This is a genomic window from Sphingomonas sp. SP4 (assembly GCF_058313375.1).
This window is the reverse complement of record NZ_JBZFLE010000001.1, coordinates 1,125,533-1,150,608: the sequence shown is the minus strand read 5'-3', so window position 1 is coordinate 1,150,608 and position 25,076 is coordinate 1,125,533. Positions and strand designations below refer to the sequence as shown.

Annotated in this window: 23 protein-coding genes and 2 tRNA genes; 9 read left to right on the top strand and 16 right to left on the bottom strand. The window is 63.1% G+C overall.

Going from position 1 to position 25,076, the window contains the following annotated elements; genetic code table 11:
* Nucleotide 1: 1 nt before the first annotated feature.
* The 3 genes from AC4GYV_RS05795 to AC4GYV_RS05785 all read right to left on the bottom strand — a co-directional run bounded on the left by AC4GYV_RS05795 (nt 2) and on the right by AC4GYV_RS05785 (nt 4,117).
* Entirely contained in the window at nt 2-823 is an 822-nt protein-coding gene (locus AC4GYV_RS05795; RefSeq protein ID WP_491099709.1) for a 4-(cytidine 5'-diphospho)-2-C-methyl-D-erythritol kinase, read from the bottom strand.
* Entirely contained in the window at nt 820-2,403 is a 1,584-nt protein-coding gene (locus AC4GYV_RS05790) for a tetratricopeptide repeat protein (protein WP_491099708.1), read from the bottom strand. Before AC4GYV_RS05790 ends, AC4GYV_RS05795 begins: the two co-directional genes overlap by 4 nt.
* A 64-nt stretch (nt 2,404-2,467) precedes the next feature.
* Entirely contained in the window at nt 2,468-4,117 is a 1,650-nt protein-coding gene (locus AC4GYV_RS05785; protein ID WP_491099707.1) for an electron transfer flavoprotein-ubiquinone oxidoreductase, read from the bottom strand.
* Between the two features lie 127 nt (nt 4,118-4,244).
* Here AC4GYV_RS05785 and AC4GYV_RS05780 point away from each other — a divergent pair, with 127 nt between their 5' ends.
* The 5 genes from AC4GYV_RS05780 to AC4GYV_RS05760 all read left to right on the top strand — a co-directional run bounded on the left by AC4GYV_RS05780 (nt 4,245) and on the right by AC4GYV_RS05760 (nt 9,660).
* Complete coding sequence (locus AC4GYV_RS05780) at nt 4,245-4,937, top strand: uracil-DNA glycosylase family protein (protein WP_491099706.1); 693 nt, start codon at nt 4,245-4,247, stop codon at nt 4,935-4,937.
* Between the two features lie 155 nt (nt 4,938-5,092).
* Nucleotides 5,093-6,781, top strand: coding sequence for a lytic transglycosylase domain-containing protein (locus tag AC4GYV_RS05775; RefSeq protein ID WP_491099705.1), 1,689 nt, complete (start codon nt 5,093-5,095; stop codon nt 6,779-6,781).
* A gap of 43 nt (nt 6,782-6,824) precedes the next feature.
* Nucleotides 6,825-7,895, top strand: coding sequence for a PA0069 family radical SAM protein (locus AC4GYV_RS05770; RefSeq protein WP_491099704.1), 1,071 nt, complete (start codon nt 6,825-6,827; stop codon nt 7,893-7,895).
* Between the two features lie 71 nt (nt 7,896-7,966).
* Complete coding sequence (locus AC4GYV_RS05765) at nt 7,967-9,358, top strand: M28 family peptidase (RefSeq protein ID WP_491099703.1); 1,392 nt, start codon at nt 7,967-7,969, stop codon at nt 9,356-9,358.
* 26 nt (nt 9,359-9,384) lie between these two features.
* Nucleotides 9,385-9,660 (top strand): hypothetical protein, encoded by a 276-nt coding sequence (locus tag AC4GYV_RS05760; protein ID WP_491099702.1) that lies wholly within the window; start codon nt 9,385-9,387, stop codon nt 9,658-9,660.
* A gap of 49 nt (nt 9,661-9,709) precedes the next feature.
* On the opposite strand, the gene AC4GYV_RS05755 is transcribed toward AC4GYV_RS05760, so the two are convergent.
* A tRNA-Pro gene (locus AC4GYV_RS05755) sits at nt 9,710-9,786 on the bottom strand.
* 287 nt (nt 9,787-10,073) lie between these two features.
* On the opposite strand from AC4GYV_RS05755, the gene AC4GYV_RS05750 reads away from it, so the two are divergent.
* Complete coding sequence (locus AC4GYV_RS05750; protein ID WP_491099701.1) at nt 10,074-10,664, top strand: hypothetical protein; 591 nt, start codon at nt 10,074-10,076, stop codon at nt 10,662-10,664.
* Between the two features lie 31 nt (nt 10,665-10,695).
* Here the strand turns inward: AC4GYV_RS05750 and AC4GYV_RS05745 are convergent, their stop codons facing one another.
* From AC4GYV_RS05745 to AC4GYV_RS05730, 4 genes are all read right to left on the bottom strand, one after another.
* The gene (locus tag AC4GYV_RS05745) at nt 10,696-11,013 is read right to left on the bottom strand and encodes a hypothetical protein (RefSeq protein ID WP_491099700.1); all 318 of its coding nucleotides are present in this window, start codon (nt 11,011-11,013) and stop codon (nt 10,696-10,698) included.
* Between the two features lie 79 nt (nt 11,014-11,092).
* Nucleotides 11,093-11,167: transfer RNA gene (locus tag AC4GYV_RS05740), tRNA-Ile, on the bottom strand.
* A gap of 39 nt (nt 11,168-11,206) precedes the next feature.
* Nucleotides 11,207-12,739, bottom strand: coding sequence for a sensor histidine kinase (locus AC4GYV_RS05735; protein ID WP_491099699.1), 1,533 nt, complete (start codon nt 12,737-12,739; stop codon nt 11,207-11,209).
* 163 nt (nt 12,740-12,902) lie between these two features.
* Nucleotides 12,903-14,153, bottom strand: coding sequence for a tetratricopeptide repeat protein (locus AC4GYV_RS05730; RefSeq protein ID WP_491099698.1), 1,251 nt, complete (start codon nt 14,151-14,153; stop codon nt 12,903-12,905).
* 237 nt (nt 14,154-14,390) lie between these two features.
* Between AC4GYV_RS05730 and gyrA the strand changes: the two genes are divergently transcribed.
* Both gyrA and AC4GYV_RS05720 read left to right on the top strand, forming a co-directional pair.
* Complete coding sequence (gyrA, locus tag AC4GYV_RS05725) at nt 14,391-17,216, top strand: DNA gyrase subunit A (protein WP_491099697.1); 2,826 nt, start codon at nt 14,391-14,393, stop codon at nt 17,214-17,216.
* A gap of 93 nt (nt 17,217-17,309) precedes the next feature.
* A complete protein-coding gene (locus AC4GYV_RS05720; protein ID WP_491099696.1) occupies nt 17,310-17,777 on the top strand; it encodes a host attachment family protein in 468 nt (155 codons plus the stop codon).
* Between the two features lie 7 nt (nt 17,778-17,784).
* Here AC4GYV_RS05720 and AC4GYV_RS05715 read toward each other — a convergent pair whose 3' ends face one another.
* The 3 genes from AC4GYV_RS05715 to AC4GYV_RS05705 are packed head-to-tail and all read right to left on the bottom strand — an operon-like array spanning nt 17,785 to nt 19,507.
* Nucleotides 17,785-18,216 (bottom strand): DUF488 domain-containing protein, encoded by a 432-nt coding sequence (locus tag AC4GYV_RS05715; RefSeq protein WP_491099695.1) that lies wholly within the window; start codon nt 18,214-18,216, stop codon nt 17,785-17,787.
* Nucleotides 18,217-18,221: 5 nt separating this feature from the next.
* Entirely contained in the window at nt 18,222-19,076 is an 855-nt protein-coding gene (locus AC4GYV_RS05710; RefSeq protein ID WP_491099694.1) for a glycoside hydrolase family 16 protein, read from the bottom strand.
* Between the two features lie 41 nt (nt 19,077-19,117).
* Nucleotides 19,118-19,507 carry a VOC family protein gene (locus AC4GYV_RS05705; protein ID WP_491099693.1) on the bottom strand — a complete coding sequence of 130 codons (390 nt, stop codon included), beginning with the start codon at nt 19,505-19,507 and terminating at the stop codon, nt 19,118-19,120.
* Nucleotides 19,508-19,546: 39 nt separating this feature from the next.
* Here AC4GYV_RS05705 and trmFO point away from each other — a divergent pair, with 39 nt between their 5' ends.
* Nucleotides 19,547-20,878, top strand: coding sequence for a methylenetetrahydrofolate--tRNA-(uracil(54)-C(5))-methyltransferase (FADH(2)-oxidizing) TrmFO (trmFO, locus tag AC4GYV_RS05700; protein ID WP_491099692.1), 1,332 nt, complete (start codon nt 19,547-19,549; stop codon nt 20,876-20,878).
* Here the strand turns inward: trmFO and AC4GYV_RS05695 are convergent.
* The 5 genes from AC4GYV_RS05695 to pdhA all read right to left on the bottom strand — a co-directional run bounded on the left by AC4GYV_RS05695 (nt 20,875) and on the right by pdhA (nt 25,023).
* Nucleotides 20,875-21,288, bottom strand: a complete 414-nt coding sequence (locus AC4GYV_RS05695; RefSeq protein WP_491099691.1) for a BLUF domain-containing protein — start codon at nt 21,286-21,288, stop codon at nt 20,875-20,877. The two genes, trmFO and AC4GYV_RS05695, sit on opposite strands and share 4 nt — an antisense overlap.
* Nucleotides 21,289-21,391: 103 nt before the next feature.
* Nucleotides 21,392-21,832 (bottom strand): EF-hand domain-containing protein, encoded by a 441-nt coding sequence (locus AC4GYV_RS05690; RefSeq protein ID WP_491099690.1) that lies wholly within the window; start codon nt 21,830-21,832, stop codon nt 21,392-21,394.
* A 62-nt stretch (nt 21,833-21,894) separates the two neighbouring features.
* A complete protein-coding gene (locus AC4GYV_RS05685) occupies nt 21,895-22,464 on the bottom strand; it encodes a hypothetical protein (protein ID WP_491099689.1) in 570 nt (189 codons plus the stop codon).
* A gap of 82 nt (nt 22,465-22,546) precedes the next feature.
* Nucleotides 22,547-23,974 (bottom strand): pyruvate dehydrogenase complex E1 component subunit beta, encoded by a 1,428-nt coding sequence (locus AC4GYV_RS05680; RefSeq protein WP_491099688.1) that lies wholly within the window; start codon nt 23,972-23,974, stop codon nt 22,547-22,549.
* Nucleotides 23,974-25,023, bottom strand: coding sequence for a pyruvate dehydrogenase (acetyl-transferring) E1 component subunit alpha (gene pdhA, locus AC4GYV_RS05675; protein ID WP_491099687.1), 1,050 nt, complete (start codon nt 25,021-25,023; stop codon nt 23,974-23,976). The genes AC4GYV_RS05680 and pdhA overlap by 1 nt, the downstream gene beginning before the upstream one ends.
* Nucleotides 25,024-25,076 lie beyond the last annotated feature (53 nt).

Sequence of the window (25,076 nt, the reverse complement as noted above, 5' to 3'; positions counted from 1 at the left end):
TCTAACGCAAGTAGGTCGCCAGACGCCACCACTCGCGGGGCACGGCCGCTGCGGCTTGGTCCCTGGCTTCGTCGGACTCGAACAAAGCAAAGCAGGTCGCGCCCGACCCCGACATGCGAACTGAGTCCGTACCGGGTTGGACGCCCAACCAGGCGAGCACGGTCTCGACTTGCGGCACGAGGCCCCTGGCGGGCGCCTCAAGGTCGTTCCGCCCGCCTCGCCAGTCCTCTAGCGGTCCGCGATCTACGCCGTCCCAGGCGGAAAAGACGTCTCCCGTAGAAAGCGCCACGCGAGGATTCACCAGCAGCACGGGCTTCCCAGAGAGATCCGACAGATCGAGTGGCGTCAGAACGTCACCTGCTCCCTCGCCCCTCACGGGCAAGCTCAGGAGGCACGCCGGTACATCACTTCCGAGCTTGGGCGCGACCGATGCCGCGTAAGACGGATCGATCCGCCACAATGACGTCAAAAGGCGCAATGTCGCGGCCCCATCGGCCGAGCCTCCGCCGATGCCCGATGCGACCGGCAAGTTCTTTTCGAGGGTGATCGCAGCGCCGTTAGCTACGCCCGCTGCCTCAGCGAGCGTCCGAGCAGCCTTCACGACGAGATTGTCATCGTCATTGCCCAGTTCTTCCGCGAACGGGCCCGTGATACTCAGGCTCAACTCGTCGGCAGGTTCAGCGCTCAGCCGATCGCCGTCCGTGCAAAAAGCGAAGACCGTCTCGATCGCGTGCCGACCGTCGGGCAGTTTTCCCCGGACGTGCAGCGCTAGGTTCAGCTTAGCCGGCGCTATGTCTCGCGCCGCAAGCTCGTCTGACGTCAAGGCGCGGCGTTGGCCGGCGTGAGGCCGGAGTTCAGCTTCGCTTTTACCCTCGCAGCAACCTCGTCGTCGGCGGTCACCAAAGCCGCGCTCCAAGCAAAGCGGGCCTCAAAGCGGCGTCCCGATTGGAACAGAGCATCACCCAGATGCTCCTGGATGTCGGACTGGTCCGGATCTTTCTCGGCCGCGCGCTGAAGCGTCGCGATGGCCTCGGAGAACTTACCGCGCTTGAACTGCGCCCAACCCAGCGAGTCTGTGATCGAGGCGTCGTCGGGCGCCAGCTCGCTCGCTTTGCGGATCATCGCCTCGGCTGCGTCGATGTCTTCGTGATGCTCAAGCTTCGCATAGCCCAGGAAATTGAGCAGCAAGGGTTGGTCCGGACCGAGCGCGAGGCCCTGTTGCAGTGCGGCCTTGGTTTCCGGCCAGCGTCCGGCCTCTTCATAGGCATTCGCCTGCGCCAGCAGGAGCGGCCAGAGCTGCGAATTCAGGCTCTGCTGCTTGGCCATGGCGATCGCGCGCCCGTAGATCGCCGCCGCATCATCATAGCGCTTCATCGCCTCGTAAACGTCGCCCAGACGCGTCAGGTCATTGATGCTCGCGTTAGGGTTGTTCGCGGCCGCAGATGCAATCGCAAAGGCCTCGTTGAAACGCTTGTTGTCACTCAGGATTTTGACTTCAACGTCCTGCGCCTGGGTGGCGAGGCTGTTGTCCTTCGGAACCGTGTGAAGCAGCGCAAGCGCCTCAGTGGACCGCCCCTGATTGTCGAGCAGCAGGGCCAGCAACAACGTCGCGCCGATGTTCTGCGGGTTCGCATAACGCGCAACCTGAGCCATTGCGATCGGCGCCGCGGCCCGCTGCATGCGCGCAATATCTCCCGCGAATGCCGTCAGCGCCTCGCTCAAGGCCGCAGCGCCCGTGTCGATCGACTGCCCACTGCGCTTGCCGGCGAGGACTCGCTGCCGCGCTGCCGCGGCATCCGAACCCATCCCGTCGACCATAACCAAAGCTCGATCGCGGTCACCGGCAGCAAGGAAACCGTCGGCGAGCGCCAGTCTCAACCGGTTCTCGCGCGCACCCGCTGAACCGACTGCGCGCCTTGCATAAGGTTCAGCATCGGCCGCGCGCTTGAACTTCAGCAGGATCAGCGCCTCTTCCTCGGAACGGAGCGGCGCAAGGATGCTGTTGTTCGGGATTTGCTCGATCGTCGCGATGGCCCGATTTGCATCGCCGCGCTCAGCCGCGTCCCACGCAGTTAGCAGTGGCGAAAGAAAAGTAAGGTCCGGACTGTCGCTGCCAGCCTGAAGCCAGCCTAGTGCCTGGGTGGCCTGACGCTGCTTCACCGCCTCGGCCACCAGCAGGAGGCGTGCGTCGGTCGGCAACTTTGCTGCGGGCACCTTCCTCGCGATGGTGAGCGCAAGGTCCATCTGCCCCGCACCCATCGCTTCGATGAGTGCCTTGCGCGCGAGATCGACCTGGTCAGGCTGCGTCTCGGCGATATTCGCGAGCAGGACTGCCGAACGAGCATGATCGCCGTTCATCGCAGCAGCCCGTGCTTCCAGATACGTCCGCGCCGGGTCGGTCACGACCGAAGCGCTCGCCTGCCCTGACGTAAGTGCGATAGCCGCGATGCCGGCTCCGCCGAGCCATTTACATGTTCGGGTAATTGGGGCCTCCGCCGCCTTCGGGTGTGACCCAGTTGATGTTCTGGGTCGGATCCTTGATGTCGCACGTCTTGCAGTGAACGCAATTCTGCGCGTTGATCTGAAGCCTCGGTTCACCCTCTTCGGCTCCCACAAATTCGTAAACACCTGCCGGACAATAGCGCTGTTCCGGGCCGGCATATACCGGCAGATTGATCGCCGTCGGTATGTCCGCGTCCTTGAGCGTCAGATGAACCGGCTGGTCTTCTTCATGATTGGTGTTCGAAATGAATACCGAAGAGAGCCGATCGAACGTCAGCACGCCGTCGGGCTTTGGATAGTCGATCGGCTTGGCCTGCTCCTTGCGCTTCAGGCTGGCATTGTCGGGACGAAGCTTCAGCGTCCACGGCAGGTGCAGACCGAGATAGCCGAGCCACATGTCCAGACCGGCGTAGAGCGTCCCGAGCTTGCCGCCCCAATGCGCTACCGCGGGCTGGGCGTTGCGGACGATCTTCAATTCCTTGACGATCCAGCTCTTGTGCAGCGCGGCGGGATACGCGTCGAGCACATCGCCTGAGCGATCCGCGGCGATCGCCTCGAACGCGGCCTCCGCCGCCAGCATCGCTGATTTCATCGCCGTATGCGTGCCCTTGATGCGGGGCACGTTCACGAAACCCGCGGAGCAACCGATCAAAGCACCGCCAGGGAAGACCAGCTTCGGGATTGCCTGATATCCGCCCTCGTTGATGGCTCGCGCTCCATAGGAAACGCGGCGGCCCCCTTCGATTTCAGCGCGGATCGCCGGATGAGTCTTCCAGCGCTGCATCTCCTCGAACGGCGAGGTGTACGGGTTGGCGTAGTTGAGCGACAGCACGAAGCCGAGCGCGACCTGGTTGTTCTCCTGGTGGTAGAGGAAACCCCCACCCCAAGCGTCATTAAGGGGCCAGCCCTGCGTGTGGATCACTCGTCCCGGTTTATGCTTCTCCGGAGGAACGTCCCATAATTCCTTGATACCAAGTCCGAAAACCTGCGGTCCGCTTTCCTCGCGGAGCTTGAACAGTTCGGTCAGGCGCTTGGTCAAATGTCCGCGAGCGCCTTCGGCGAAAAAGACGTAGCGCGCGTGCAGCTCAATGCCCGGCTGGTAGTCCGCGCGATGACTCCCGTCCCGCGCAATGCCCATGTCACCCGTGGCGACGCCCTTCACCGATCCGTCTTCGTTGTAGAGGATCTCGGCCGCGGGGAAGCCCGGGAAGATCTCGACGCCCAGCTCTTCGGCCTGTCCCGCAAGCCAGCGGCAGAGATTGCCCAGGCTCAGCGTGTACGTACCCTTGTTGTGCATGAAGGGCGGCGTCAGCCACTCCGGGAATGCAAACTTGCCGCTTTCCGAGAGCACCCAATGGTGGTTCTCGGTCACCGGGACCGCGAGCGGCGCGCCTTTGTCCTTCCAGTCCGGGATCAATTCGTTGAGCGCCTTGGGATCGATCACCGCACCCGAAAGGATGTGCGCGCCGATCTCACTCCCCTTCTCAAGAATGCAGACCGAAAGTTCGCGGCCGGCCTCGTTGGCAAGCTGCTTCAATCGGATGGCAGCACTGAGCCCCGCCGGTCCTCCACCGACGATGACTACGTCATATTGCATGGATTCGCGTTCGCTCATCCGCTCCTCTTGATCTCCGCCTCGCTACGCGTCTCGTCGCGCTGTCCACACAATTCGACTCAATCGCACTGCCAATTCCTTGACCATACAGTCAATGGCGGGCGAATAACGCTTTGTGGGCGGGGACATGGAAACGATCGGCATTGCCGAGGCGCGCAGCGCCCTTGCGTGGTGGCTGGAGGCTGGCGTTGACGTCGCCATCCAGGAAGATGCCCGCAACTGGCTGATGCCTGCGCCTGCAAAGGCGAAGATCTCTCCGGCGACCGATGCCCCCGCACCAGAGCCTGAACCCAACCACGAAACGCTTGAGCAGTTTCGCGAGTGGCTGGCGAAGGCGCCGAAGCTGCCGATGGCCAGCACCGCCGCGCGGCGCGTTCTCCCGCATGGAATCGAAAGCGCCGAGATCATGCTCCTCGCCGAAGCGCCCGAGGATGCGACCGCTCCGCTCAGCGGCGAAGCTTGGGATCTCGCGAAGCGCATGATCGCCGCGATCCGCATCAACCCGGACGACGCGTACAGCGCGTCTCTTTCCTGCTTCCACGCTCCCGGGGCGCGGATGAATCCTGCGGACCGTGAGGCCTGTGCAAAGATTGCGCGGCAGCACATCGCCCTCGCCAAGCCCAAGCGGCTCCTGCTCCTCGGTGACGGTCCCTGCCTTGCTCTCCTTGGCAAACGCCTTGTCGAGGCGCGCGGACATGCTCACAAAATCGAGGGAGTGCGCACTGTCGCTACCTTCCACCCGCGCCATTTGGTTAACCGCCCCTTAGACAAGTCCTTGGCATGGAAGGACTTACTGCTCTTGATGGAGGACGAATCTTGAAGGCTGGAGTGCTCGCGTTCGGAGCGTTGATTTGGGCCGCGCCAGCGTTCGCGCAGGCTTCAGACCCGTTGGCGCCTTTACCAAACAAGCCCACCGTCCCGCCGGCTATTCAGCCCTCGGTTTCGACCATGCCTAGATACCAGGCTCCGGCTGTGATGCTGCCAACCACGCAGCCTGCACAGCAGGCTCCGAGCTATACCCCTGCGCCTGGACTGACGCCGACTCAGCCCGCGCCTGCGCCCAGCTACACGGTTGCAGTCCCGAAGGACTGGCGCGGCGTATTCGATGCAATCGACGCCGGCAATTGGGCCTCCGCTCGTGCGGGCATCGCTGCACTGCCGCCGAGCATTCTCACACCAGTCGCCAAGGCTGAGCTGTACACGGCCAAGGGCTCCCCAGTGGTCGACGCGGGCTCGCTGCAGGCGCTCCTCGCTCAGGCGCCGGAGCTTCCACAAGCAGACCAGCTCGCGGTTATGGCTTACCGGCGTGGCGTCACGACGCCGCTGCTGACGGTGCCGGAGCGAACAACGATCAATCTCGGTTCCGCTCCCGTCCGTTACAAAACACGTCCCGTCACAGGTGAGCCTTACGCCGACCAGCTCCGCTCGATCCTCGACCCGCTGATCAAGACGAACGATGCCGCGGGTGCCGAGGCGCAGCTGCTGACCTACGCGCCTTCCCTTTCGGTAGATGCCCGCGCCGAAGCAGGTCAGCGCGTGGCATTTGTCTATTACGTTCTCGGTCTCGACATGGACGCACGCCGCGTCGCCGACACGTGGCGGCAGGGCTCAACGAGCGAATGGGCTGGCCAAGCGGCATGGGTCTCCGGCCTCGCCTCCTGGCGGCTCGGAGACTGTCAGGCTGCATCGAGTGCCTTCAGCCAGGCCGCGGCGTACGCACAACAGCGTGAGCTTCGTGCCGGCGCGCTCTATTGGAATGCCCGGTCGGAGCAGGCCTGCGGCCGTCCCCGTTCCGTCTCACCGCTGCTCAAGGCGGCCGCCGCGACGCCCGAAAGTTTCTACGGCTTCGTCGCTCGCGAAACCCTCGGCATGGACACCAAGCTGCCGCAGGATCCGAACGTCGGATACGACCCGCCGATCGCCCAGCTTCCCAACGTCCAACGTGCGATGGAGTTGGTGAAAATCGGTGAGCCTTCACTCGCCGAGGAAATGCTTCGCCACCAGGCGAAGATCGGCAACCCGAACGAGCACCATGCCTTGATTCAGTTGGCAAAGCAGCTTGATCTACCTGCTGCGCAGCTTTGGCTCGCCAACAACGGTCAGCCTGGCGCCCGTGCTGATGCCGCCGACCGCTATCCGAATCCGCGCTGGACGCCGCTCAATGGATGGCGCGTCGATCCCGCGCTCGCCTTCGGTCACATCGTGCAGGAATCCGCCTTCCGCCGTACTGCGGTCAGCACCGCTGGCGCGGTTGGCCTGATGCAGGTCCTTCCGGTGACGGCCCAGCTCGTCTCCCGCAATCGCGGCGTGCCTTACTACAACGGCTCCCTAACGGACCCTCGCTACAATCTCGAATACGGCCAAAGCTTCATCGAGATGATGCGCGGCAGCTCCGGAACGGCGGGCCAGCTTCCGCGCGTAATCGCTTCCTATAATGCCGGTCCGCTTCCGGTGGCCCGCTGGGCGGGGATCAACGACAAGGGCGACCCGCTCCTGTGGATCGAGTCCATCCCTTATTGGGAGACCCGCTACTACGTCCCGGCGGTGCTCAGGAACATGTGGGTTTACCAGGGTCTCAATAACGAAGGGCAGCCCACGCTGAAGGCGATTGCCGAGCATCGTTGGCCGACGTTCCCGATGAGCATGACGCGACTCAGTCACTAATATCGTTCTTGTTATGTTCTCGTCTGCGGCGTAGGATTTGCCTATGCCAGTCGAGTCGAGCCATGGCCGCGGGGCGACCCGCAATCCCACCCCCACGCGCTTCAATCTTCAGGAGCGCGTCGACGAAGGCGAATGGCTCGATCAGGTCGAAACTCTAGACGGCGTTCCGAAGCGTCGGACGACCGTCACGATCGAGCGACCAAAGTCGATCCTGACCCGCAACAGTTCGCCGGACATCGGCTTCGATCGCTCGGTGAATGCCTACCGCGGTTGCGAGCATGGTTGCATCTACTGCTTCGCACGGCCGACCCACGCCTATCACGACCTCTCGCCCGGCGTGGATTTCGAATCCCGCTTGTTCGTGAAGCCTGACGCTGCGCAGCTCCTGCACGCGGCGCTATCGCGCCCCGGCTACGAGTGCCGGCCCATTGCCCTGGGCACCAACACCGACCCGTATCAGCCGATCGAGGAGCGGTGGCGTGTGACGCGTTCGGTCGTCGAGCTACTCGTCGAAACCCGGCACCCCTTCACGATCACCACCAAGTCCGACCGGGTCCTCCGCGACATCGATCTGCTCAAGGAAGCTGCGGACCTGCGCTTGGCCTCGGTCGCCATTTCGGTGACGTCACTCGACCCCAGGATCGCCCGCACCCTTGAGCCGCGCGCACCGCAGCCGAGGAAGCGGTTGGCGGCAGTGAAGGCGCTAAACGAGGCAGGCGTGCCCTGCTACGTCGCGATTGCTCCGGTCGTGCCGCAGATCACCGATCACGAGCTTGAACATATCGTGGAGGCCGCCGTCGACGCGGGCGCTCCCGGCGGCTTCTATCTTCCCGTCCGATTGCCGCATGAGGTCGCACCTCTGTTTCGGGCATGGCTCGAGGAACATTTTCCGGATCGCGCGTCCAAGGTGATGGCAACGATCCAGTCCCTCCGCGGCGGCCGCGACAACGACCCGAATTTCTTTAGCCGAATGCGAGGCCAAGGTCCGTGGGCGGACCTGCTCAAGACCCGCTTCGAAAAAGCGTCCCATAAATATGGCCTTCGCCAGGCCAAGTTCCCGCTGCGCACCGATCTCTTCGTACCGCCGGAGGGCGCGCAGATGCGGCTGCTTTAATCGATCAAGGTGCGAATTTAATCGACCGCGGATGGTGACTCTGGCGCGTCGCGTGTCCTACGCAACAGTCCATGAAATCATATCTCATCGCAGGACTTCTCCTCGCCACCGCCACTTCAGCACTCGCTCAGCAGCAGCCGTCGCTGTTGCCGCAGGTCGACCCGAAGGTCGCTGCTCTCCGCGATGGGGCGCTCAAAGACGATTACGCCTGGGACATTACCGAAGGTCTGACGACCGAGGTCGGACAGCGTCTCGCCGGCAGCGCGGCCGAGGCCCGCGCCCGCAACTGGGCCGTCGCCAAGCTCCGGTCGCTGGGCTTCTCAAACGTGCGTATCGAGACGTTCGACCTTCCGACCTGGAGCCGCGGCCCCGAAGGCGTAGAGATCCTATCGCCCTTCTCACAGAAGCTGATGATCAACGCGCTCGGAAACAGCGCTTCGACTCCGCCCGAGGGTATCACCGCTCAGGTGATCGGCTTCGACAGCCTCGCCGACCTTCAGGCGGCGCCGGACGCGGCTGTACGCGGCAAGATCGTCTTCGTCTCGCATGCCATGCCGCGCACAATGGACGGCTCGGGCTACGGCTATTTCGGCGGCCCTCGTCGACAGGGCCCGACCATCGCCAGCAAGAAGGGGGCGGCCGCGATCGTCATCCGCTCGATCGGCACCGACTACCACCGCAATCCTCACACGGGCGTGATGACCTTCGCCGACGGCGCCAAGCCGATCCCGGCAGGTGCGCTGCCCCTCCCCGACGCCGAGCAGCTCCAGCGCATCCTGAAGCGCGGCAAGCCTGTCACGATGCATCTGACACTCGTCTCACACGCGGGCCAGGGCCAGTCCGGCAACGTCATCGCCGAAGTCCCCGGGCGTGACCCAAGCCTGCCGCCGATTCTTGTCGGCGGTCACCTCGACAGTTGGGATCAGGGCACGGGCGCTATCGACGACGCATCTGGCGTCGCCATCGCAACTGCCGCTGCCAAGCGCATCATGGACGCAGGCCACCCGCTCCGTACGATCCGCGTCGTCTGGTTCGGCTCCGAAGAACCCGGCCTCTTCGGCGGCATTGCATACCAGAAGGCGCACGGCGCCGAACCGCACTACGCGCTTGCTGAGAGCGACTTCGGCGCAGGCCGCATCTGGCGGGTCAACAGCAAGCTCGGCAAGGATCGCGAGGCCGAGGCTCGCACACTTCAGGCCGCGCTCGCGCCGCTCGGCATCGTTCCAGGCAAGCTCGACGACGCCGACGGATCTGACATCGAGCCAATGCTCAACGCCGGAGCTCCCGGTGTAGGCCTGAGCCAGGACGGCACGCATTATTTCGACGTGCACCACACGCCTGACGACACTCTCGACAAAATCGATCCGGAAGAGCTTCGGCAGAATGTCGCCGCCTGGACAGCGATGCTTGCCGTTCTCTCGGGCGGAATCGAGCCGGGACCGAAACAGCCCAAGCGGCGTTGAGCGTCCGAAACAAAGGGAGGAACCCAATGCGAATCCTGCTTGCAATCCCGCTCCTGCTGCTCGGCGCCTGCCAGGTCAGCAAGGACGATGCGAACGGCACGACCAGTGTGACCTACAACAGCGACGTCGCCGAAAATGCCGCTGCTGATGTCGGGAACACAGCGCAGAACATCGCCGCAGACATCGGTAACGACGTCCAAAAGACCGGCGACAAGCTTCAGAACAAGATCGGCAATTCGGACGTGGACGTGAACGTTAACACGAACGTGCACACGGACAATACGACCGAGAACAAGCACTAAGTGGAAAAAGCGAAGCCCCGGTATGCTGACGTGCCGGGGCTTTCGTTGATGGTCGGGGAGACAGGATTCGAACCTGCGACCCTCTGCTCCCAAAGCAGATGCGCTACCAGACTGCGCTACTCCCCGACGCGGCGCCGCCTAACAGGCTTTTGAAGGCTCGCGCAATCACCCGATCGTCTGAGCAGCTCAAAGCGACCTAAAATACTCAGAAATCCCGATGGCGAGCGGTCCGAGCGCGCATATCCTGATCCTGCGAGGAAATCGCATCCTTGCACTCGCTCACCCCAGAGCATGGCCCGGCTGATCCCCTCCGCCGGGCCACTTGCTTCAAGGTGACCGCAAGCATGACGCAGCCGAGGCGGCGAGGAAATGGTACAAGGGATGACCGACATCAGTGTGCGGGGGAAAGAGTGATGGACGACAAGGGACTCTGGAGCGACCGCGAAAAGGCGATGGAGGCCAATTACTTCCGTCAGCAGGACGCGAAACTGATCGAAAGACTGCGCGAAGGGGGCAAATTCGATGCCACCGCTCAGGCCGTCCGCGACAAGCTAAAGGTCGACAATCCTGAGCTACTGGAGCGAGTGCGCGCCCTCGGCATCACCGCAGACTCGGCTGGCGCTTTCTTGCTTGCACCTACAGTCCAGGTCGCTTGGGGTGGCGATACGGTCACCAGAGAAGAACGAGAAACAGTCCTCCGCATCGCTCGCGAACAGGGCATCGAAGATGGGACACCTGGCCAAGCGGCCCTGCTTCAGTGGATGGAAGTCCGTCCCGATGACGAGTTTTTCGAAACGGCGATCGAAGTCATCAAATACGGCCTCGCCGTCCTTCCGCGCTACGAGCAGGAAGAGCGCATCAAGCAGATCATAGATGCGTGCCACGACGTGGCGAAGGCCTCCGGAAGCAAGATATCGTGGGTCCTGGGCTTGTTCGACGGGATCACCAGCTCAGAGGCCTCGGAGCTCGATCGGATTACGAAAGCTCTTCGCCGATCCAGTTGAAACAATCGAAACTAGCCCGCGTGTGAGTCAATCAATGTAATGTCGAACTGGCTGGCCGATGCGTCCGTGCCTCGGCTTCTTGGCCGAGTGAGCGTCGTTCTGAATAAAGGTCCGCAAGCTCGAGGTAACGGACCAACTCCTCGAGCTGCCGCTGCAGAAGCATACGCCACCTTGAGCTAATCTGCGGCGACAGCAATGCGTCGGAAGTTTCGCGAATGGCGAACAGGACCGTCTGACGGAACGAAACAACGTGCTCGTCCCAGAAGGCGTTGTGATCGAAGTCGCCCTGCGCGAGCAGCCGCAACCCCGTCTCCAGTTCCTCCATGCTCAATAGTCTGACCACCGCCATCCGGCGGGCCTACGACTGAAGTAGGCTCGCGCCTATCAAGGCAATACCCGATGCCGAGGCGTGCCGCGGTCGACGTGATTGGTGGGCCCGGCAGGATTCGAACCCGCAACCTAGCCGTTATGAGCGGCCGGCTCTACCGTTGAGCTACAGGCCCTCCCCGGTTCGGATTCGATAGCGAGACGAGCGTTGCGAGTCACGCTCTGGGCACGAGCAGCGCGAGCGACGTCGGTGACGCCACGAGATCACCTCCGGCGATACGCGCAAGGCCTCGCACGAGCCGGAGCGTGAAGCCTGCCGACAAACCGCCTTGATCATCGCCGACGCCTTCGAACAGCAAGGCATCGGGCAGGTTTCGCAAGGAAGCGGGGCGTGAGATCACGATGCGGCAGATGGACTCGCCTTGCTCTACCGAGATCCGCAGATGCTCGCCCATGTCCGCCGCCTCGATCATGGCACTTCCGAAGCGCACGATGAGGCGATCGGCGATCTCCGGCTCGATCGCCCCTACGCAGTCGGTCGCCGGGCCGGAAAGCTCAAGTTCGACATCTCGAACCGCGGCGACCTCCGTGAGATCGTCTTCGGCTCCATGGATAACCTGCGCAAGATCGGCGCGACGCGATCCGCCCTGAGCAGAATGGGCCTTCGCCGCGAAATCCAAGTCGTCGATCGCACCAAGTAGAAGCCGCGCCTGACCGACGATCTCACCTGCCCGCTCACGATAGCGATGATCGGCCGGACCCAGATATTGGCCTTGAATGATCTCGGCAAATCCGATGATCGCATTGAGCGGAGTCTTGATCTCGTGGACCAGTTCCCGAAGCGAGTCCGGGTCCGCGAGCATGTCTGCGCTGCTTTCACGGCGCTGTGGCGGTTGAGCGGAATCGCGCTGCGCGATGCCCCGATATCCTGCGAAACGTCCGTCGGTCGGGTCGAATGCGGGCAGGCCGCTGATCTTCCAGGCGCCACCGAGAAGCCCCTCGCCCGCGACCGTCATTTCAGCATCGCGAAAGGGCGCGCGCCGGGCAAAGGCTCGCACGACCTCTTCGTCGACTCGATCGCTGTCCGTTTCCTGTACTCGAGCAATCGAGCGGCCGATCAGAGCGCCGCGCGGCGCACCTTCCACCCAAGCGATTTCACCGCTGGGCCCGCATTCCCATCGAAACATCGATGGTGCTTCCGCGGGCACGGCAACGGCGGCGGACCGCTGCGCCTCGCGACTGCGGCGCCGGCGTTCGATCCTGGCAACCACGTCGCTGAGCGAAGAACTGGGACGATGCGGCGGCGCCGGAGCTGTGGCCTCTTCGCTGATCTGAGCCGGGGGCTCCGCCAACGGAGCGCTCGATGCAACTTCCGAATGCAAAGCCTCGATGAACTGCCGCGTCTCATCATCCGAGAGATTGAGCAAAGCGCGCCACTGCTTCGCATCCAGTGTGGCTGCCGCGAGCACTGGCGCCGACACTGAAAGGCGATCCGAAACGAGATACTCGAGCAAGCCGAACGGAACCGGCCTCCCGGCAATCGCGCGAGCGGCCGCCGCCCTCAGGGTTTCGTCGATGTCGGAGGCGTCGGCGCGAATCGTCTCGAGAGCCTGCGTCACCACCGGGCTGTCGCTCTCAGGGCCCGCGCGTGCGACGAGGTCCACCAGCTGACGCCACCTCACGGCGGCATCGTGCCGGTCGCCCGCGGGCTGGCTCAATACGGTCAGCAGACGATCGTCGAAACGCACCTCAACCCGAATCCTTCAGACGCAATGGTCATAGGCTCTACGCGACGGTTTACGATGCGCTAAGAAGGACTCGGTTAACCATCCCGAAACGGGACGGGCGGTACAAACGAAAAGAGGCGGCAGGAACTATCCTGCCGCCTCAACTTGGATCTTCGAGGTGGCGCTAGCTCCCTGCGTAGACCAGCCAGAGCTTGGCCAGATCGGCGAGTTCGCCATTCACGGCCTTCAATGCCGTCGCGGCTCCAGCCTTGTCGCCGGACCGCGCGAGCGCTTCGCCGAGCCGCAGGTTGCTGAGGTTCGCATCCGCGCCCTTCGAAAGCGCCTCGCGATAGAGCGCCGCGGCCTTCGCGTAATTGCCGGCAGCGTAATAGCGATCGCCGACGCGCAGATATGCAGTCGGAATGTTTGCCGCTTTCTCTGCCGCAGCCAGATCGGCATCGGTCGGCACCTTGCCCTTCGCAGCCGTAAGAACGGATGCAATTGTCTTGTTGCTTGCGGTCACCTTGCCGGACGCAATGCCCGCGTCGGCCGCAGCCTTGGCCTCACCCCAGTAGCCGGAGTCCGCGGCCTTGCCCGAGTAGATTTCGTAATCCGACGCAGTCTGCATCGAGTTGGTCACGGTCGCGAGCCGGAAGATGTCGATGAGGTACGGCGTGTTGCCGAGATGCTCGTTGCGATACATCGCGATGACGTCGTGCCAGCTCGTCGCGCTCGGATAAGCGGCGACCCACTCGCGGGCCAGCTCCATCGCAGCCGGCGACTTGCCCTGGTACGCAATCGCGACCGCGTTCTTGTACAACGCTTCTTCCGGCTTCTTGCCCGAAGCGGCGCTCGCCTTGATGAGCTGCTGGAGGGACGCGAGGGCTTCGGTCGACTTGCCCTGAGCTGAGCGAATTTGAGCAATGTTCATCAGTGCATCGGTGTTGCTCGGATCGAGCTGCACCTGCTTCTGAAAAGCGGCTACGGCCTGATCATATTGCTTGGCGTTGTAGTAGCTGCCGCCCAGACCACTGTAGAGGTTGGCAACATCCTTGGCCGGCATCAGTCCAGACGCTGCAAGCGCGTCCGTCGCCGCGGCCTGGCTGGCCAGATCGTTCGATTTGCTAGCGGCTTTCAGCTGATTGATCGCGATCCAGTAGCGATCTTCCTTCGTGCTCGCGACCGCATTGGCGGCTGCAAGCTTCGCAGGAATGTTGGCGGTGTCGTTGGCATTTACCGCCGTCTGCAAGTCCACAATAGCCTTGCGCGCCTTGGCCGAGGGCTGCGGTTGATTTGAAGGCGCTGCCGCCTGCGACTGCGGATCTGATTTCGGCGCCTGCTGGCCCCCGCCTGCCGGCGAAGAATATTGAGCAAGAGCGGGCGATGCTGCGGCAACGAGCGCCAGTGCCATGGCCGTTGATACGAGGGTTTTCATGACGAGACCTCCTGGTCTGATCGGGATGGGGATGAAATTGCGGGTCGCCCTTACAGCTAGGCGAAGGGTGGGCCAAGTGCCGCCCAAATCGTGAACCCCCATTGAACCAGCTCTCGCGCGTACGCGTACGCACGCGCGCGGGGTGGTTTTCAGGCCAACCATGCACTAGGTAGGAAATCGGGGGGGCGGGATCATTCTCGCGTCCCTCGCGTGTATCCTTAACGACAGGACCTTTTCTTGGCCACTCAGCCGCCGGTCGACGACCGCAACGACAGCACTCCGCCTCCCCCGGGCGACAACGACATCGCGCCGATCTCCATCGTCGACGAAATGAAGACCAGCTACCTCGATTACGCGATGAGCGTGATCGTGAGCCGCGCGCTGCCTGACGTGCGCGACGGCCTGAAACCGGTCCATCGCCGCATTCTCTACTCGGCCAGCGAAAACGGCTTTTTCTACAACCGGCCCTATCGCAAGTCGGCGCGCATCGTCGGCGACGTCATTGGTAAATATCACCCGCACGGCGACAGTGCGATTTACGACGCGCTCGCGCGAATGACGCAGAGCTGGTCGATGCGGGTTCCGCTGATCGACGGCCAGGGCAACTTCGGCTCGATGGACCCCGATCCGCCAGCGGCCATGCGGTACACCGAAGCGCGTCTTGCCAAGGTCACGGGCTTCCTTCTCGGCGATCTCGACAAGGACACCGTCAACTTCCAGCCGAATTATGATGCGAGCGAGCAGGAGCCGCAGGTCCTCCCTGCCCGCTTCCCTAACATTCTCGTCAACGGCGCTGGCGGAATCGCCGTGGGCATGGCGACCAACATCCCGCCGCACAACTTGGGCGAGGTCCTCGCCGCCTGCCGCGCATACATGGACGATCCCGCGATCAGCTCCGAAGGGCTGATGGAGCATGTGAAGGGACCCGACTTCCCGACGGGCGGATTGATCCTCGGACAGTCTGGAATCCGCAGCGCCTACACTACTGGCCGGGGATCGATCCTCCAGCGTTCGCGCTACAAAATCGAGGAAGGCCGCGGCGACCGTCGTTCGATCGTCCTCACCGAGATTCCCTACCAGGTCGGCAAGAACGGCTTGGTCGAAAAGATCGCCGAAGCGGCCAAGGACAAGCGGATCGAGGGTGTTTCGGACATCCGCGACGAATCCAACCGCGAGGGCGTCCGAATCGTCATCGATCTGAAGCGGGACGCCACGCCGGAAGTGGTCCTCAACCAGCTCTGGCGGCACACGCCGGCCCAGTCGAGCTTCCCGGCCAACATGCTCGCGATCCGCGGCGGCCGTCCGGAAACGCTGACGCTCCGCGACATCATCGAGAGCTTCGTCCGCTTCCGGGAAGAAGTGATCACCCGCCGCTCGAAGTTCGAGCTGCTCAAGGCCCGCGAGCGCGCCCACATCTTGCTTGGCCTGGTCGTCGCGGTCACCAACCTCGACGAGGTCGTGAAGCTGATCCGCGGATCTGCCAGCCCTGCCGACGCTCGCGAGAAACTGCTCGCGCGCCAATGGCCTGGTGCGGAGATCCGCCCCTACATCGCGCTCGTCGAAGCCGTGGAGCCGCAGGGCAAGTCTGAGACCTATCAGCTTTCCGACGCGCAGGTCCGCGCGATCCTCGAGCTACGCCTTCACCGCCTCACGGCCCTCGGTCGTGACGAGATCGGCAATGAGCTGCAGGGCCTCGCGCAATCCATCGGCGAGCTGCTCGAGATCCTCGCCAATCGCGTGCGTCTCTACGAGGTCATGCGCGAGGAATTCGACGAGGTAGAACGCGAATTCGCCACCCCGCGCGTCAGCGAGCTCGCCCCCGCTGCCGACGGCATCGAAGACGAAGACCTGATCGAGCGCGAAGACATGGTCATCACCGTGACCATGGGCGGCTATATCAAGCGCACGCCGCTTGCTCTGTTCCGCGAGCAGAAGCGCGGCGGCAAGGGCCGCGCCGGCATGGCGACCAAGGAAGAGGATGCGGTTACCAACCTGTTCGTGACCTCAACGCACAACCCGGTGCTGTTCTTCTCCAATCTCGGCCGTGTCTATCGGATGAAGGTGTGGAAGCTGCCCGAGGGCGGCCCGAACACCAAAGGGCGCCCGATGGTCAACATCCTCCCGCTCGCGAACGGGGAGACGATCTCGACGGTGCTTCCGCTGCCTGAGGACGAGACGGAATGGGGCGGCCTGCACATCATGTTCGCGACGGCGCACGGCACGGTGCGGCGCAACAGCATGGCCGCCTTCACCAACATCCCGACTGCCGGCAAGATCGCGATGCGGTTCGGCACTGGCGCCGTCGAAGGCTCAGAGACGGACGAAGGCGACGATCAGGGAGATCCGACCGATCGCCTGATCGGCGTCGAATTGCTGATGGAAGGCGACGACGTCCTCCTCGCGACCCGCCACGGCAAGGCGATCCGCTTCATGGCGACCGACGTGCGCGAATTCCAATCGCGTACATCGATGGGCGTTCGTGGCATCCGGCTCGCTCCCGGCGACGAGGTCATCTCCATGTCGATCCTTCACCGGGTCGGCACCAGCCAGGAAGAGCGCGAGGCCTATCTCCGTTTCGCACCGTGGAAGGGCGAGAAGGAAGGCGAGTGCTCGCTCTCGGCAGAGCGCATCGGCGAACTGGCGGAGAAGGAGCAGTTCATCCTCACCGTAACCGAAAACGGGTACGGCAAGCGCTCCTCGGCCTACGAATATCGCCGCACCAATCGCGGCGGTCAGGGCATTACCAACATCGACACGTCGCCGCGCAACGGCTGCGTCGTTGCCAGCTTCCCCGCCCTTCAGGGCGAGCAGCTGATGCTAGTCACTGACCAGGGCAAGATGATCCGCACGACCGTGGGAGATATCCGGATTGCCGGGCGCAACACGATGGGTGTTACGATCTTCCGCGTCGCTGAAAACGAGCATGTCGTGAGCGTCGCGAAGATCGAGGAGAGCGAAGAGCAAGAGATCGAGCTCGAAGGCGGCGAAGAGATCGCGCCGGTAGACGATGCGATCATCGGCGAAAGTGAGCTTGAGAAACCCGCCGATCCGGAGCAGGAGTAAAACAGGTCCGGCGCGGACTAACTGCGACGAACAGTGGAAACCGGGCGGGGCCGGGTCGCGTTCTCCTTAGCCTTAGTTTGAGGAGTACCTTCTATGCCCCTTCCCCATAATGCGCTGGTCCTTGTCGCCGATGGTCGCAAGACGCTCTTCTTCCGCAATCACGGTGACGAAAATCAAATCGACCTGCGTACCGAGGCGCATGACGCGCGCTACGAACGCAAGGATCGGGAGATCAAAACCGACGCGCCGGGGACGACCAAGCAAAGCTTCGGCTTTGGCCGGTCGACGTACGAAGAGCCTGACTTCCAGCAGCAGGAAGAGGATCGCTGGATCAAGGACGCGGCTGACGAACTGAAAGCACGCGTCCTCCGCAACGACTTCGAAGCTCTTGCGATCGTTGCGCCGCCCAAGGCACTCGGCGTCCTCAAGAAAAGCCTGCACAAGGAAGTCGAACGCCGGATCATCTGCACCGTGAACAAGGAAATGAGCGGGCGTCCGATCCCCGACATCGAGGCGCTGCTCAACGGTCACACGCAGCCGGAGGAACTACCCGCCGTCTGAGTCAGCCTCACGCGTATAGGTGAACGACCTCGGCATCGGCGGCAACCGCGTCCAGCAATAGCGTCCTGTGACAAAGCGCAGGTTCGCGCTCCATGCAGAGAAGCGCCGAGGGCTTTTCTGCAGCGAGCTCGAGCATCTGCGCGGACTGTGCCATGGCTTCGGGCAGTTCTAGCTGGCCTGCATAGATGCGCTCCAACTCAGCATGACGCCCCGCCCTGGCTGCCGTTCGCCCCTCAGACGGAGTGCCGAGCGCTTTGAGGTGGATGTATTCGATGCCCGCTTCCTCCAGCGCCAGCCGGAGCGGCGTCTTCGAAAAGCCTGGCCGCCGCGACAACGGCAAGGCGCGAACGTCGATCACGCGCTTCACGCCGGCCTGCGTCAACGCGTCCAGGAATTCCGGTACCGTGGTGCCTTCATATCCGATGGTGAAGATCCGCATTCGACTCACTTCGCTGCAGGTGCCGGTGCTGCCTCCGGCATTTCCCAGACGCGCACATAGTCCACTTCCATCCGCTGCGGCAGCGCGGCGTCGTCGATGCCCTTAGCCCCCGCCCAATCACCGCCCATGGCGAGATTGAGGATTAGATAAAAGGGCGCGTTGAACGGCCACGCGCCCAGCCCGCCCGGCTGATCATTCTTCACTCGCATATAGGCATGGTCATCCACGCCGATGGTGATTGCGTCGGTCGTCCAGCCAAGCTGATAGCGGTGGAATGCAGTGCAAGCGGTCGGGACGGGCATCTCCGCGCCGCGCCCGGTTTGCTGAGCATGGTTGAACAGCTTCGTGTGCAGCGTCGCATGCGCAACATTCGGCTGCGATCCGACCTGCTCGAGCACGTCGATCTCGCCACCTTCAGGCCACGGCGCCGACCCCTGAGGCATTAGCCAGAACGCCGGCCACGAACCTTTCGAACAGGGCAGCTTGGCGGACATTTCGACGAAGCCGGTGTTGAACGCGACCTTATCCTTGGTCTGGATCTTGGCCGAGCTGTACTTCTGCTTCCCCCAGTCCGGGAACTTGCGGATCGCTTCGGGATCCTTGCGCAGCTCGATGATCAACTTACCGCCTTCCAGGCGCAAATTCTCAGGCCGGTTCGCGGCGTAATATTGCAGCTCCTTGTTGTACCAGCCTTCCTTGTTTCGCGAGGTGTCGTAGCTCCACTTGGACAGGTCGAGCGACTTGTCATCGAACTCGTCAGACCAGAGCAAGGTCCCGCTATGCGCCGGCATGGGCTCGCTGATCGAATAGTTGTTGGCGGAAAGGCTTTGCGCGGCCGCGGCCAGAAGAATCGATAGCATGGCGGCGACGATGCACGACGTTCGCCTTTGAAGCTACTGCATCAGGACTTCGCGTAGCAGACAGCCTCAATGTTTGCGCCATCCGGATCATAGACGAACGCCGCATAATAGTCGGGCCCATAGTTTGGACGTGGCCCAGGCCTACCGTTGTCCTTGCCGCCCGCCTTCATGGCTGCTTCGTAGAACCGATCGACTTGTTCGCGGCGGTCCGCACGGAAGGCGACGTGAGTCCCCTCGCCAGGCCGTTCGCCGTCCGCAATCCAGAAGATCTTCTCCCCGCGCACGCCGAAACCCAGCGCCGTGCTTCCGTCGCCCGTTTGGTCGGGCCCGACCTCCATGTTCACCGACATGCCCAGCGCGCCGAGCGCCGCTTCATAGAACTTCCGCGAACGATCGATGTCCGAAACGGCAATGCCCATATGATCGATCATCTTGGCGCTCCTGATGTTGGGGGCTAGGGACAACGCCCCATGGCTTTTGACGTTCACATCATCGGCGGCGGCCTCGCCGGGTCCGAAGCGGCGTGGCAGCTGGCTGAGGCAGGACTGCGGGTACGCCTTTCCGAAATGCGCGGTGGCGGTGACTCCACGCCTGCACACGAAACCGATCGTCTTGCGGAAATGGTCTGCTCGAACAGCTTCCGTTCGGACGATGCCGAGAACAACGCCGTCGGCCTGCTTCACCAGGAGATGCGCGACCTTGGTTCCCTCATCATGCGGTCGGCCGACAAGCATCGTGTGCCGGCGGGATCTGCGCTCGCGGTCGACCGCCAAGCCTTCGCAGCGGAGGTCACGGCAGCGGTCCAGGGCCATTCAAACGTCACCGTCGTCCGCGAGCGGATCGACGCCCTGCCCAATCATCCAACCATTATCGCTACTGGGCCGCTGACCGGGTCGAAGCTCGCCGAGGCCATCGCGGCGGAAACGGGCGAAGGCGCGCTTGCCTTCTTCGACGCTATCGCGCCCATCGTCCATCGCGACAGCATCGACATGGATATCTGCTGGATGGCCGCTCGCTGGGACAAGGGCGGCAAGGACTACATCAACTGCCCACTCGACAAAGACCAGTACGAGGCTTTCATCCAGGCCCTGCGTGACGGCGAGAAGACCGAGTTCAAGGAGTGGGAGAAGGACACGCCTTACTTCGAAGGCTGCATGCCGATCGAAGTGATGGCGGATCGGGGCGTGGAAACGCTGCGCTTCGGCCCGATGAAGGGTGTCGGCTTGGACAATCCCCGCACCGGGCGCTGGCCCTACGCCGTCGTTCAACTTCGGCAGGACAATGCGCTTGGCACGCTATGGAACATGGTCGGCTTCCAAACCAAGCTGAAACACGGCGAGCAGGCCCGGATCTTCCGCACCATCCCCGGCCTCGAAAACGCAGAATTCGCCAGGCTAGGCGGCATCCACCGTAACAGTTTTATCAATTCACCCAGACTGTTGGACCACGGACTTCGCTTGCAGTCGAAGCCGAACATCCGTTTTGCGGGCCAGATCACCGGCTGCGAGGGCTATGTCGAAAGCGCTGCGGTCGGCCTGATGGTGGCGCGCTTCACGGCGGCAGAGCTGAAGGACGAGAAGCTCGCGCCTCCACCGCCCGAAACTGCACTGGGTGCGTTGCTAGGCCACATTACCGGCGGCGCGGACGCGGAGACGTTCCAGCCCATGAACGTCAACTTCGGCCTCATGCCTCCGCTTGAGGGTCGCTCCAAGAAAGCCGATCGCAAGAAGGCCTATACCAATCGAGCCCGCTCTGCCTTTGCGGACTGGCTTGCGCCGACGCCCGTCACCGAACCGGCCTAAAACTCCATCCGGGAAATCAGCTCGGTCATCCGGAACAATCGGAGGCGGATCTCCTCCGGCACCGTATCGGGCAGCCGCTCCGCGATCTCGTCCCGAGCTTCGAACACACCGGGCTTCACGCGCAGCAAATCCATCGGTTGGTCCGGGAAGCTGCGCGCCTCAATCGTGTGCTGATCCCTGACTTCCAGGCCGCTGTGGCGCGGATCGCTACGTAACCGGATCAGAAGCTCATCGACGCTGGCATGCGATCCTTCGACGATCTGCAGGAAATGCGTGCCGTTGAAGATCAGCAGCCCGGTGATTCCGCTCGCACCGTTCCGCTGAAGAGCGCTTCTTCGAATATCGTCTAAATCGGCTTCTTGGAGGTCGTGACGCGCAAGACTGGTGTACGTCAGGGAAGTGAGGTCCATCAGCGCCCCCGATAGGGTCAAAATGGACACTCACAAGCCCGTAACGTCGGATTGAAGACTCGGTTAACCAAACTGTCCCGAGTCAGGACAAATCCCCTCTAAGTCAGCAAGCGCAGCGCTGCTTTTTCGGAGGCGGAGGCGCGGTCGTCGCGTACTCGGCCGGGGTCAGCCAGCCGTCGTGATTCGCGTCCGCCCCCTGGAACTTGCCGATGGTCTTTCCGGCCCATTCCTCGAAGGTCAGCGATCCGTTGCCGTTGGCGTCGAGTTTCGCAAACGCCTTCCTGCGCGGAGCGAATAGTTCCTCTCCTTCGATCTTGCCGTCCTTGTTCTTATCCGCCCGGCTGAACCTTTTCTCTTCGCGCGACTTGGGCGTGGCTTCCGGCGCTTGGAGTGGCTGGGAAGCATTGAAGAGCGAAGCCGTGGCAGTGCGTGCCGCTGGAGCTTTGGGTAATTGGGGATTTTCGGCAGCCCTCGACTGCCAGACGAAAAACGCGCCGGTCAAAAGCAGAAAACAGGCCGCAGCCCCGGCGAGAAAGCGCGCCACTAGGCACCTCCAAAATACAGGGAGATTCGGCGCGGTTCATGTCCAATGCGGAACCAACGCTGTCAACCGTGCGGAATCGTCCCTCGCAAGCGATGTGCCATCGCGACACCGACGCGCCCAAGACGCCCGCCCGGACGCAGATCGTAAGCCGCCAATGCAGCCAGCACGGTCAAAGGCCTGACCTCACGCGGTTCCCTGCTCGGAACCTCCCGGATCGCCTCTCGCGCAACACCGCAAAGATAATGCCGCGAGTCCGCATCGCTGCAGTGAGTAGCGCCGTCGACGAGAGACCAGAGCGCGCCCGCAGCCTCTGCGTCTTCGGAACGCCCGCCGAGCAGCCGGGCGCCGATGCCGAAGAGAGTCCGGCCCCGCAGCGTCAGACCTTCGACGGCAGGAGCGCTCCAGGGGAATGGCTCCAGCAACGGAAGCCATGCGTCTTCCAGCTTCGACAGCTCGAGACCCGCGATCCCACGTTCGACCAACTGATGTTTGATCGCCCGCAACCGTGGCTCGCCAGCAGGCGGGTCGCCATGATCAAGCTCTTCGAGCCGTTCGCGCCACCAAGCCATGCGGATCGCACCCAAACGAGGGTCGGACGTGGTCGCGACCAAGTCGGCGAATGCCAGATCCAAATTCCAGAGCGTTGCGAAAGCTGGCCTGACATTCGACGGCGTGGCTTCCAGCGCCGTCAGCCGGTCAGGATCTAGCCGTCGATCAGCGATAGCAGACGGCCTTCACCGCCTCCACGACCTCGGACGCCTTGATCAGGGCCATCTTCTCGAGGTTCGCAGCGTAAGGCAGCGGCACGTCGACGTCGGTCACGCGCATCACCGGCGCATCGAGATCGTCGAACCCTTCGGTCATCGCGATTGCGATGATCTCCGAGCTGATCGAGCAGACCGGCCAGCCTTCCTCGACGACCACCATGCGGTTGGTGCGCTTGAGGCTCTCCAGAACCGTGGCCTTGTCGAGCGGGCGCAGCGTGCGCAGGTCGATGACCTCGGCATTGACGCCCTGCCCCATCAGCTCCTGCGCGGCCTCCAGCGCAACGCCAACGCCGATTGAGTAGCTGACGATGGTCACATCCTTGCCCGGACGAACGATGCGCGCCTTGCCGATCGGCAGGACGTAATCGTCCATCTGCGGAACGTCGAAATGCTGTCCATAAAGAAGCTCATTCTCCAGGAAGACCACCGGGTCCTCGCTCCGGATGGCCGCCTTTAGCAAGCCCTTCGCATCGGCCGCGCTGTACGGGCAGATGACGATCAGGCCGGGCACATGCGCATACCAGCTGCCGTAATTCTGGCTGTGCTGCGCGGCGACGCGCGCTGCCGCGCCGTTCGGACCGCGGAACACGATCGGACAACGCATCTGGCCGCCGGACATGTAATTGGTCTTCGCGGCCGAGTTGATGATGTGATCGATAGCCTGCATCGCGAAGTTGAAGGTCATGAACTCGACGATTGGGCGAAGTCCGCCCATGGCCGCGCCTGCGCCGAGCCCCGCGAAGCCATATTCGGTGATCGGCGTATCGACGACACGCTTGGCGCCGAACTCCTGCAGCAGGCCTTGCGTGACCTTGTAGGCGCCCTGGTACTCGGCGACTTCCTCACCCATCACGAAGACGCGCTCGTCGCGGCGCATCTCCTCCGCCATCGCGTCGCGGAGCGCCTCACGCACCGTGACGGGTACCAACGGCGTGCCTTCCGGCACTTCCGGCTCGTCCCGCGTCGCTTCCACATCGGCGACGAGGTCGCGAGCAGCCGTGTCGAACACGTGCGGCGTCGGCGTCGCTTCCGTCTGCTGCGAGGCAGGAACAGGAATGTCCTCGGCGGTTTGCTTCGGCTCAGCCGCTGCCGGCGTAGCAGCAGCAGCCGGAGAAGCATCGCTCACCTGCTCGCCATCGCCCGCCAGGATCGCGATCGGCTCACCGACCTTCACGCCATCCGTGCCTTCGGGCACGAGGATCTTGGCAATCTTGCCTTCGTCGACGGCCTCGAACTCCATCGTCGCCTTGTCGGTCTCGATCTCAGCCAGGATGTCGCCCGATTTGACGTCATCGCCTTCCTTGACCAGCCATTTGGCGAGCGTCCCCTCTTCCATCGTCGGGGACAGCGCAGGCATTTTCAGCTCGACCGGCATCAGTAGCTCTCCACCAGAACGTCCGTGTAGAGCTCGGACGGCGCCGGCTCGGGCGCTTCTTCAGCAAACTTGGCAGCTTCGACCACGATATCTTTGATTTCCTTGTCGATCGCTTTGAGCTCTTCTTCTTTCACGCCGAGCTTCTGCAGCTCCTGCTCGGCGTGGGTGATCGGGTCACGGTTCTCGCGCACCTCCTGCACTTCCTCGCGCGTGCGGTACTTGGCCGGATCGGACATCGAATGGCCGCGATAACGATAGGTCAGGAACTCGACGATGATCGGCCCCTTCCCGCTGCGGGTCCACTCGAGCGCCACGTCGGCCGCGCCGCGGACCGCTAGCACGTCCATGCCGTCGACCTGCAAGCCCGGAATGCGGTGCGCCTGGCCGCGCCGGAAGAGCTCCGGCTCAGCCGATGAGCGCTGGATCGACGTGCCCATCGCATATCTGTTGTTCTCGACGGCGAAGATCACCGGCAGGTCCCAGAGCTTGGCCATGTTGAAGGCCTCGTAGACCTGGCCCTGGTTCACCGCCCCGTCCCCAAGATAGGTCAGGCAGACGCCGCCATCCTCCGAATATTTGTGTTTGAAGGCCAGACCGGTCCCCAGCGGCACCTGGGCGCCGACAATGCCGTGGCCGCCGTAGAAGCCGTGATCGACACTGAACATGTGCATCGACCCGCCCTTGCCCTTCGAGATGCCTGCCGCTCGCCCCGTCAGCTCCGCCATGATCACCTTCGGGTCGATGCCATAGGCCAGCATGTGCCCGTGATCGCGATAGCCCGTGATGACGCTGTCCTTGCCGACAGTCATCGCGGACTGCAGTCCAACCGCGACCGCTTCCTGCCCGATGTACAGGTGGCAGAAGCCGCCGATCAGGCCGAGGCCGTAGAGCTGTCCCGCCCGCTCCTCGAAGCGGCGGATCAGCAGCATCTCGCGGTAGAGCTGCAGCAGCTCTTCCTTCGACGCATTGTAACGTTGCGGTTGTGCCGGGCGCTCGATCTGGGGCTCGGCTGCAGTTGTAACGGGGGCTTTCTTCGCGGGACGCGCCACGACGACCTCTCTCCTCTAAGCGGGCGGGTCTATAGGAGCGACCTGCCGCGGGA

Coding starts and splice junctions, on each gene's coding strand:
- AC4GYV_RS05785 (WP_491099707.1), bottom strand. CDS start 4,117: ATGAGCGAACGCGAATCCATGCAATATGACGTAGTCATCGTCGGTGGA.
- AC4GYV_RS05780 (WP_491099706.1), top strand. CDS start 4,245: ATGGAAACGATCGGCATTGCCGAGGCGCGCAGCGCCCTTGCGTGGTGG.
- AC4GYV_RS05775 (WP_491099705.1), top strand. CDS start 5,093: ATGCTGCCAACCACGCAGCCTGCACAGCAGGCTCCGAGCTATACCCCT.
- AC4GYV_RS05770 (WP_491099704.1), top strand. CDS start 6,825: ATGCCAGTCGAGTCGAGCCATGGCCGCGGGGCGACCCGCAATCCCACC.
- AC4GYV_RS05765 (WP_491099703.1), top strand. CDS start 7,967: ATGAAATCATATCTCATCGCAGGACTTCTCCTCGCCACCGCCACTTCA.
- AC4GYV_RS05760 (WP_491099702.1), top strand. CDS start 9,385: ATGCGAATCCTGCTTGCAATCCCGCTCCTGCTGCTCGGCGCCTGCCAG.
- AC4GYV_RS05750 (WP_491099701.1), top strand. CDS start 10,074: ATGGACGACAAGGGACTCTGGAGCGACCGCGAAAAGGCGATGGAGGCC.
- AC4GYV_RS05745 (WP_491099700.1), bottom strand. CDS start 11,013: ATGGCGGTGGTCAGACTATTGAGCATGGAGGAACTGGAGACGGGGTTG.
- AC4GYV_RS05730 (WP_491099698.1), bottom strand. CDS start 14,153: ATGAAAACCCTCGTATCAACGGCCATGGCACTGGCGCTCGTTGCCGCA.
- AC4GYV_RS05720 (WP_491099696.1), top strand. CDS start 17,310: ATGCCCCTTCCCCATAATGCGCTGGTCCTTGTCGCCGATGGTCGCAAG.
- AC4GYV_RS05715 (WP_491099695.1), bottom strand. CDS start 18,216: ATGCGGATCTTCACCATCGGATATGAAGGCACCACGGTACCGGAATTC.
- AC4GYV_RS05710 (WP_491099694.1), bottom strand. CDS start 19,076: ATGCTATCGATTCTTCTGGCCGCGGCCGCGCAAAGCCTTTCCGCCAAC.
- AC4GYV_RS05705 (WP_491099693.1), bottom strand. CDS start 19,507: ATGATCGATCATATGGGCATTGCCGTTTCGGACATCGATCGTTCGCGG.
- trmFO (WP_491099692.1), top strand. CDS start 19,547: ATGGCTTTTGACGTTCACATCATCGGCGGCGGCCTCGCCGGGTCCGAA.
- AC4GYV_RS05695 (WP_491099691.1), bottom strand. CDS start 21,288: ATGGACCTCACTTCCCTGACGTACACCAGTCTTGCGCGTCACGACCTC.
- AC4GYV_RS05680 (WP_491099688.1), bottom strand. CDS start 23,974: ATGCCGGTCGAGCTGAAAATGCCTGCGCTGTCCCCGACGATGGAAGAG.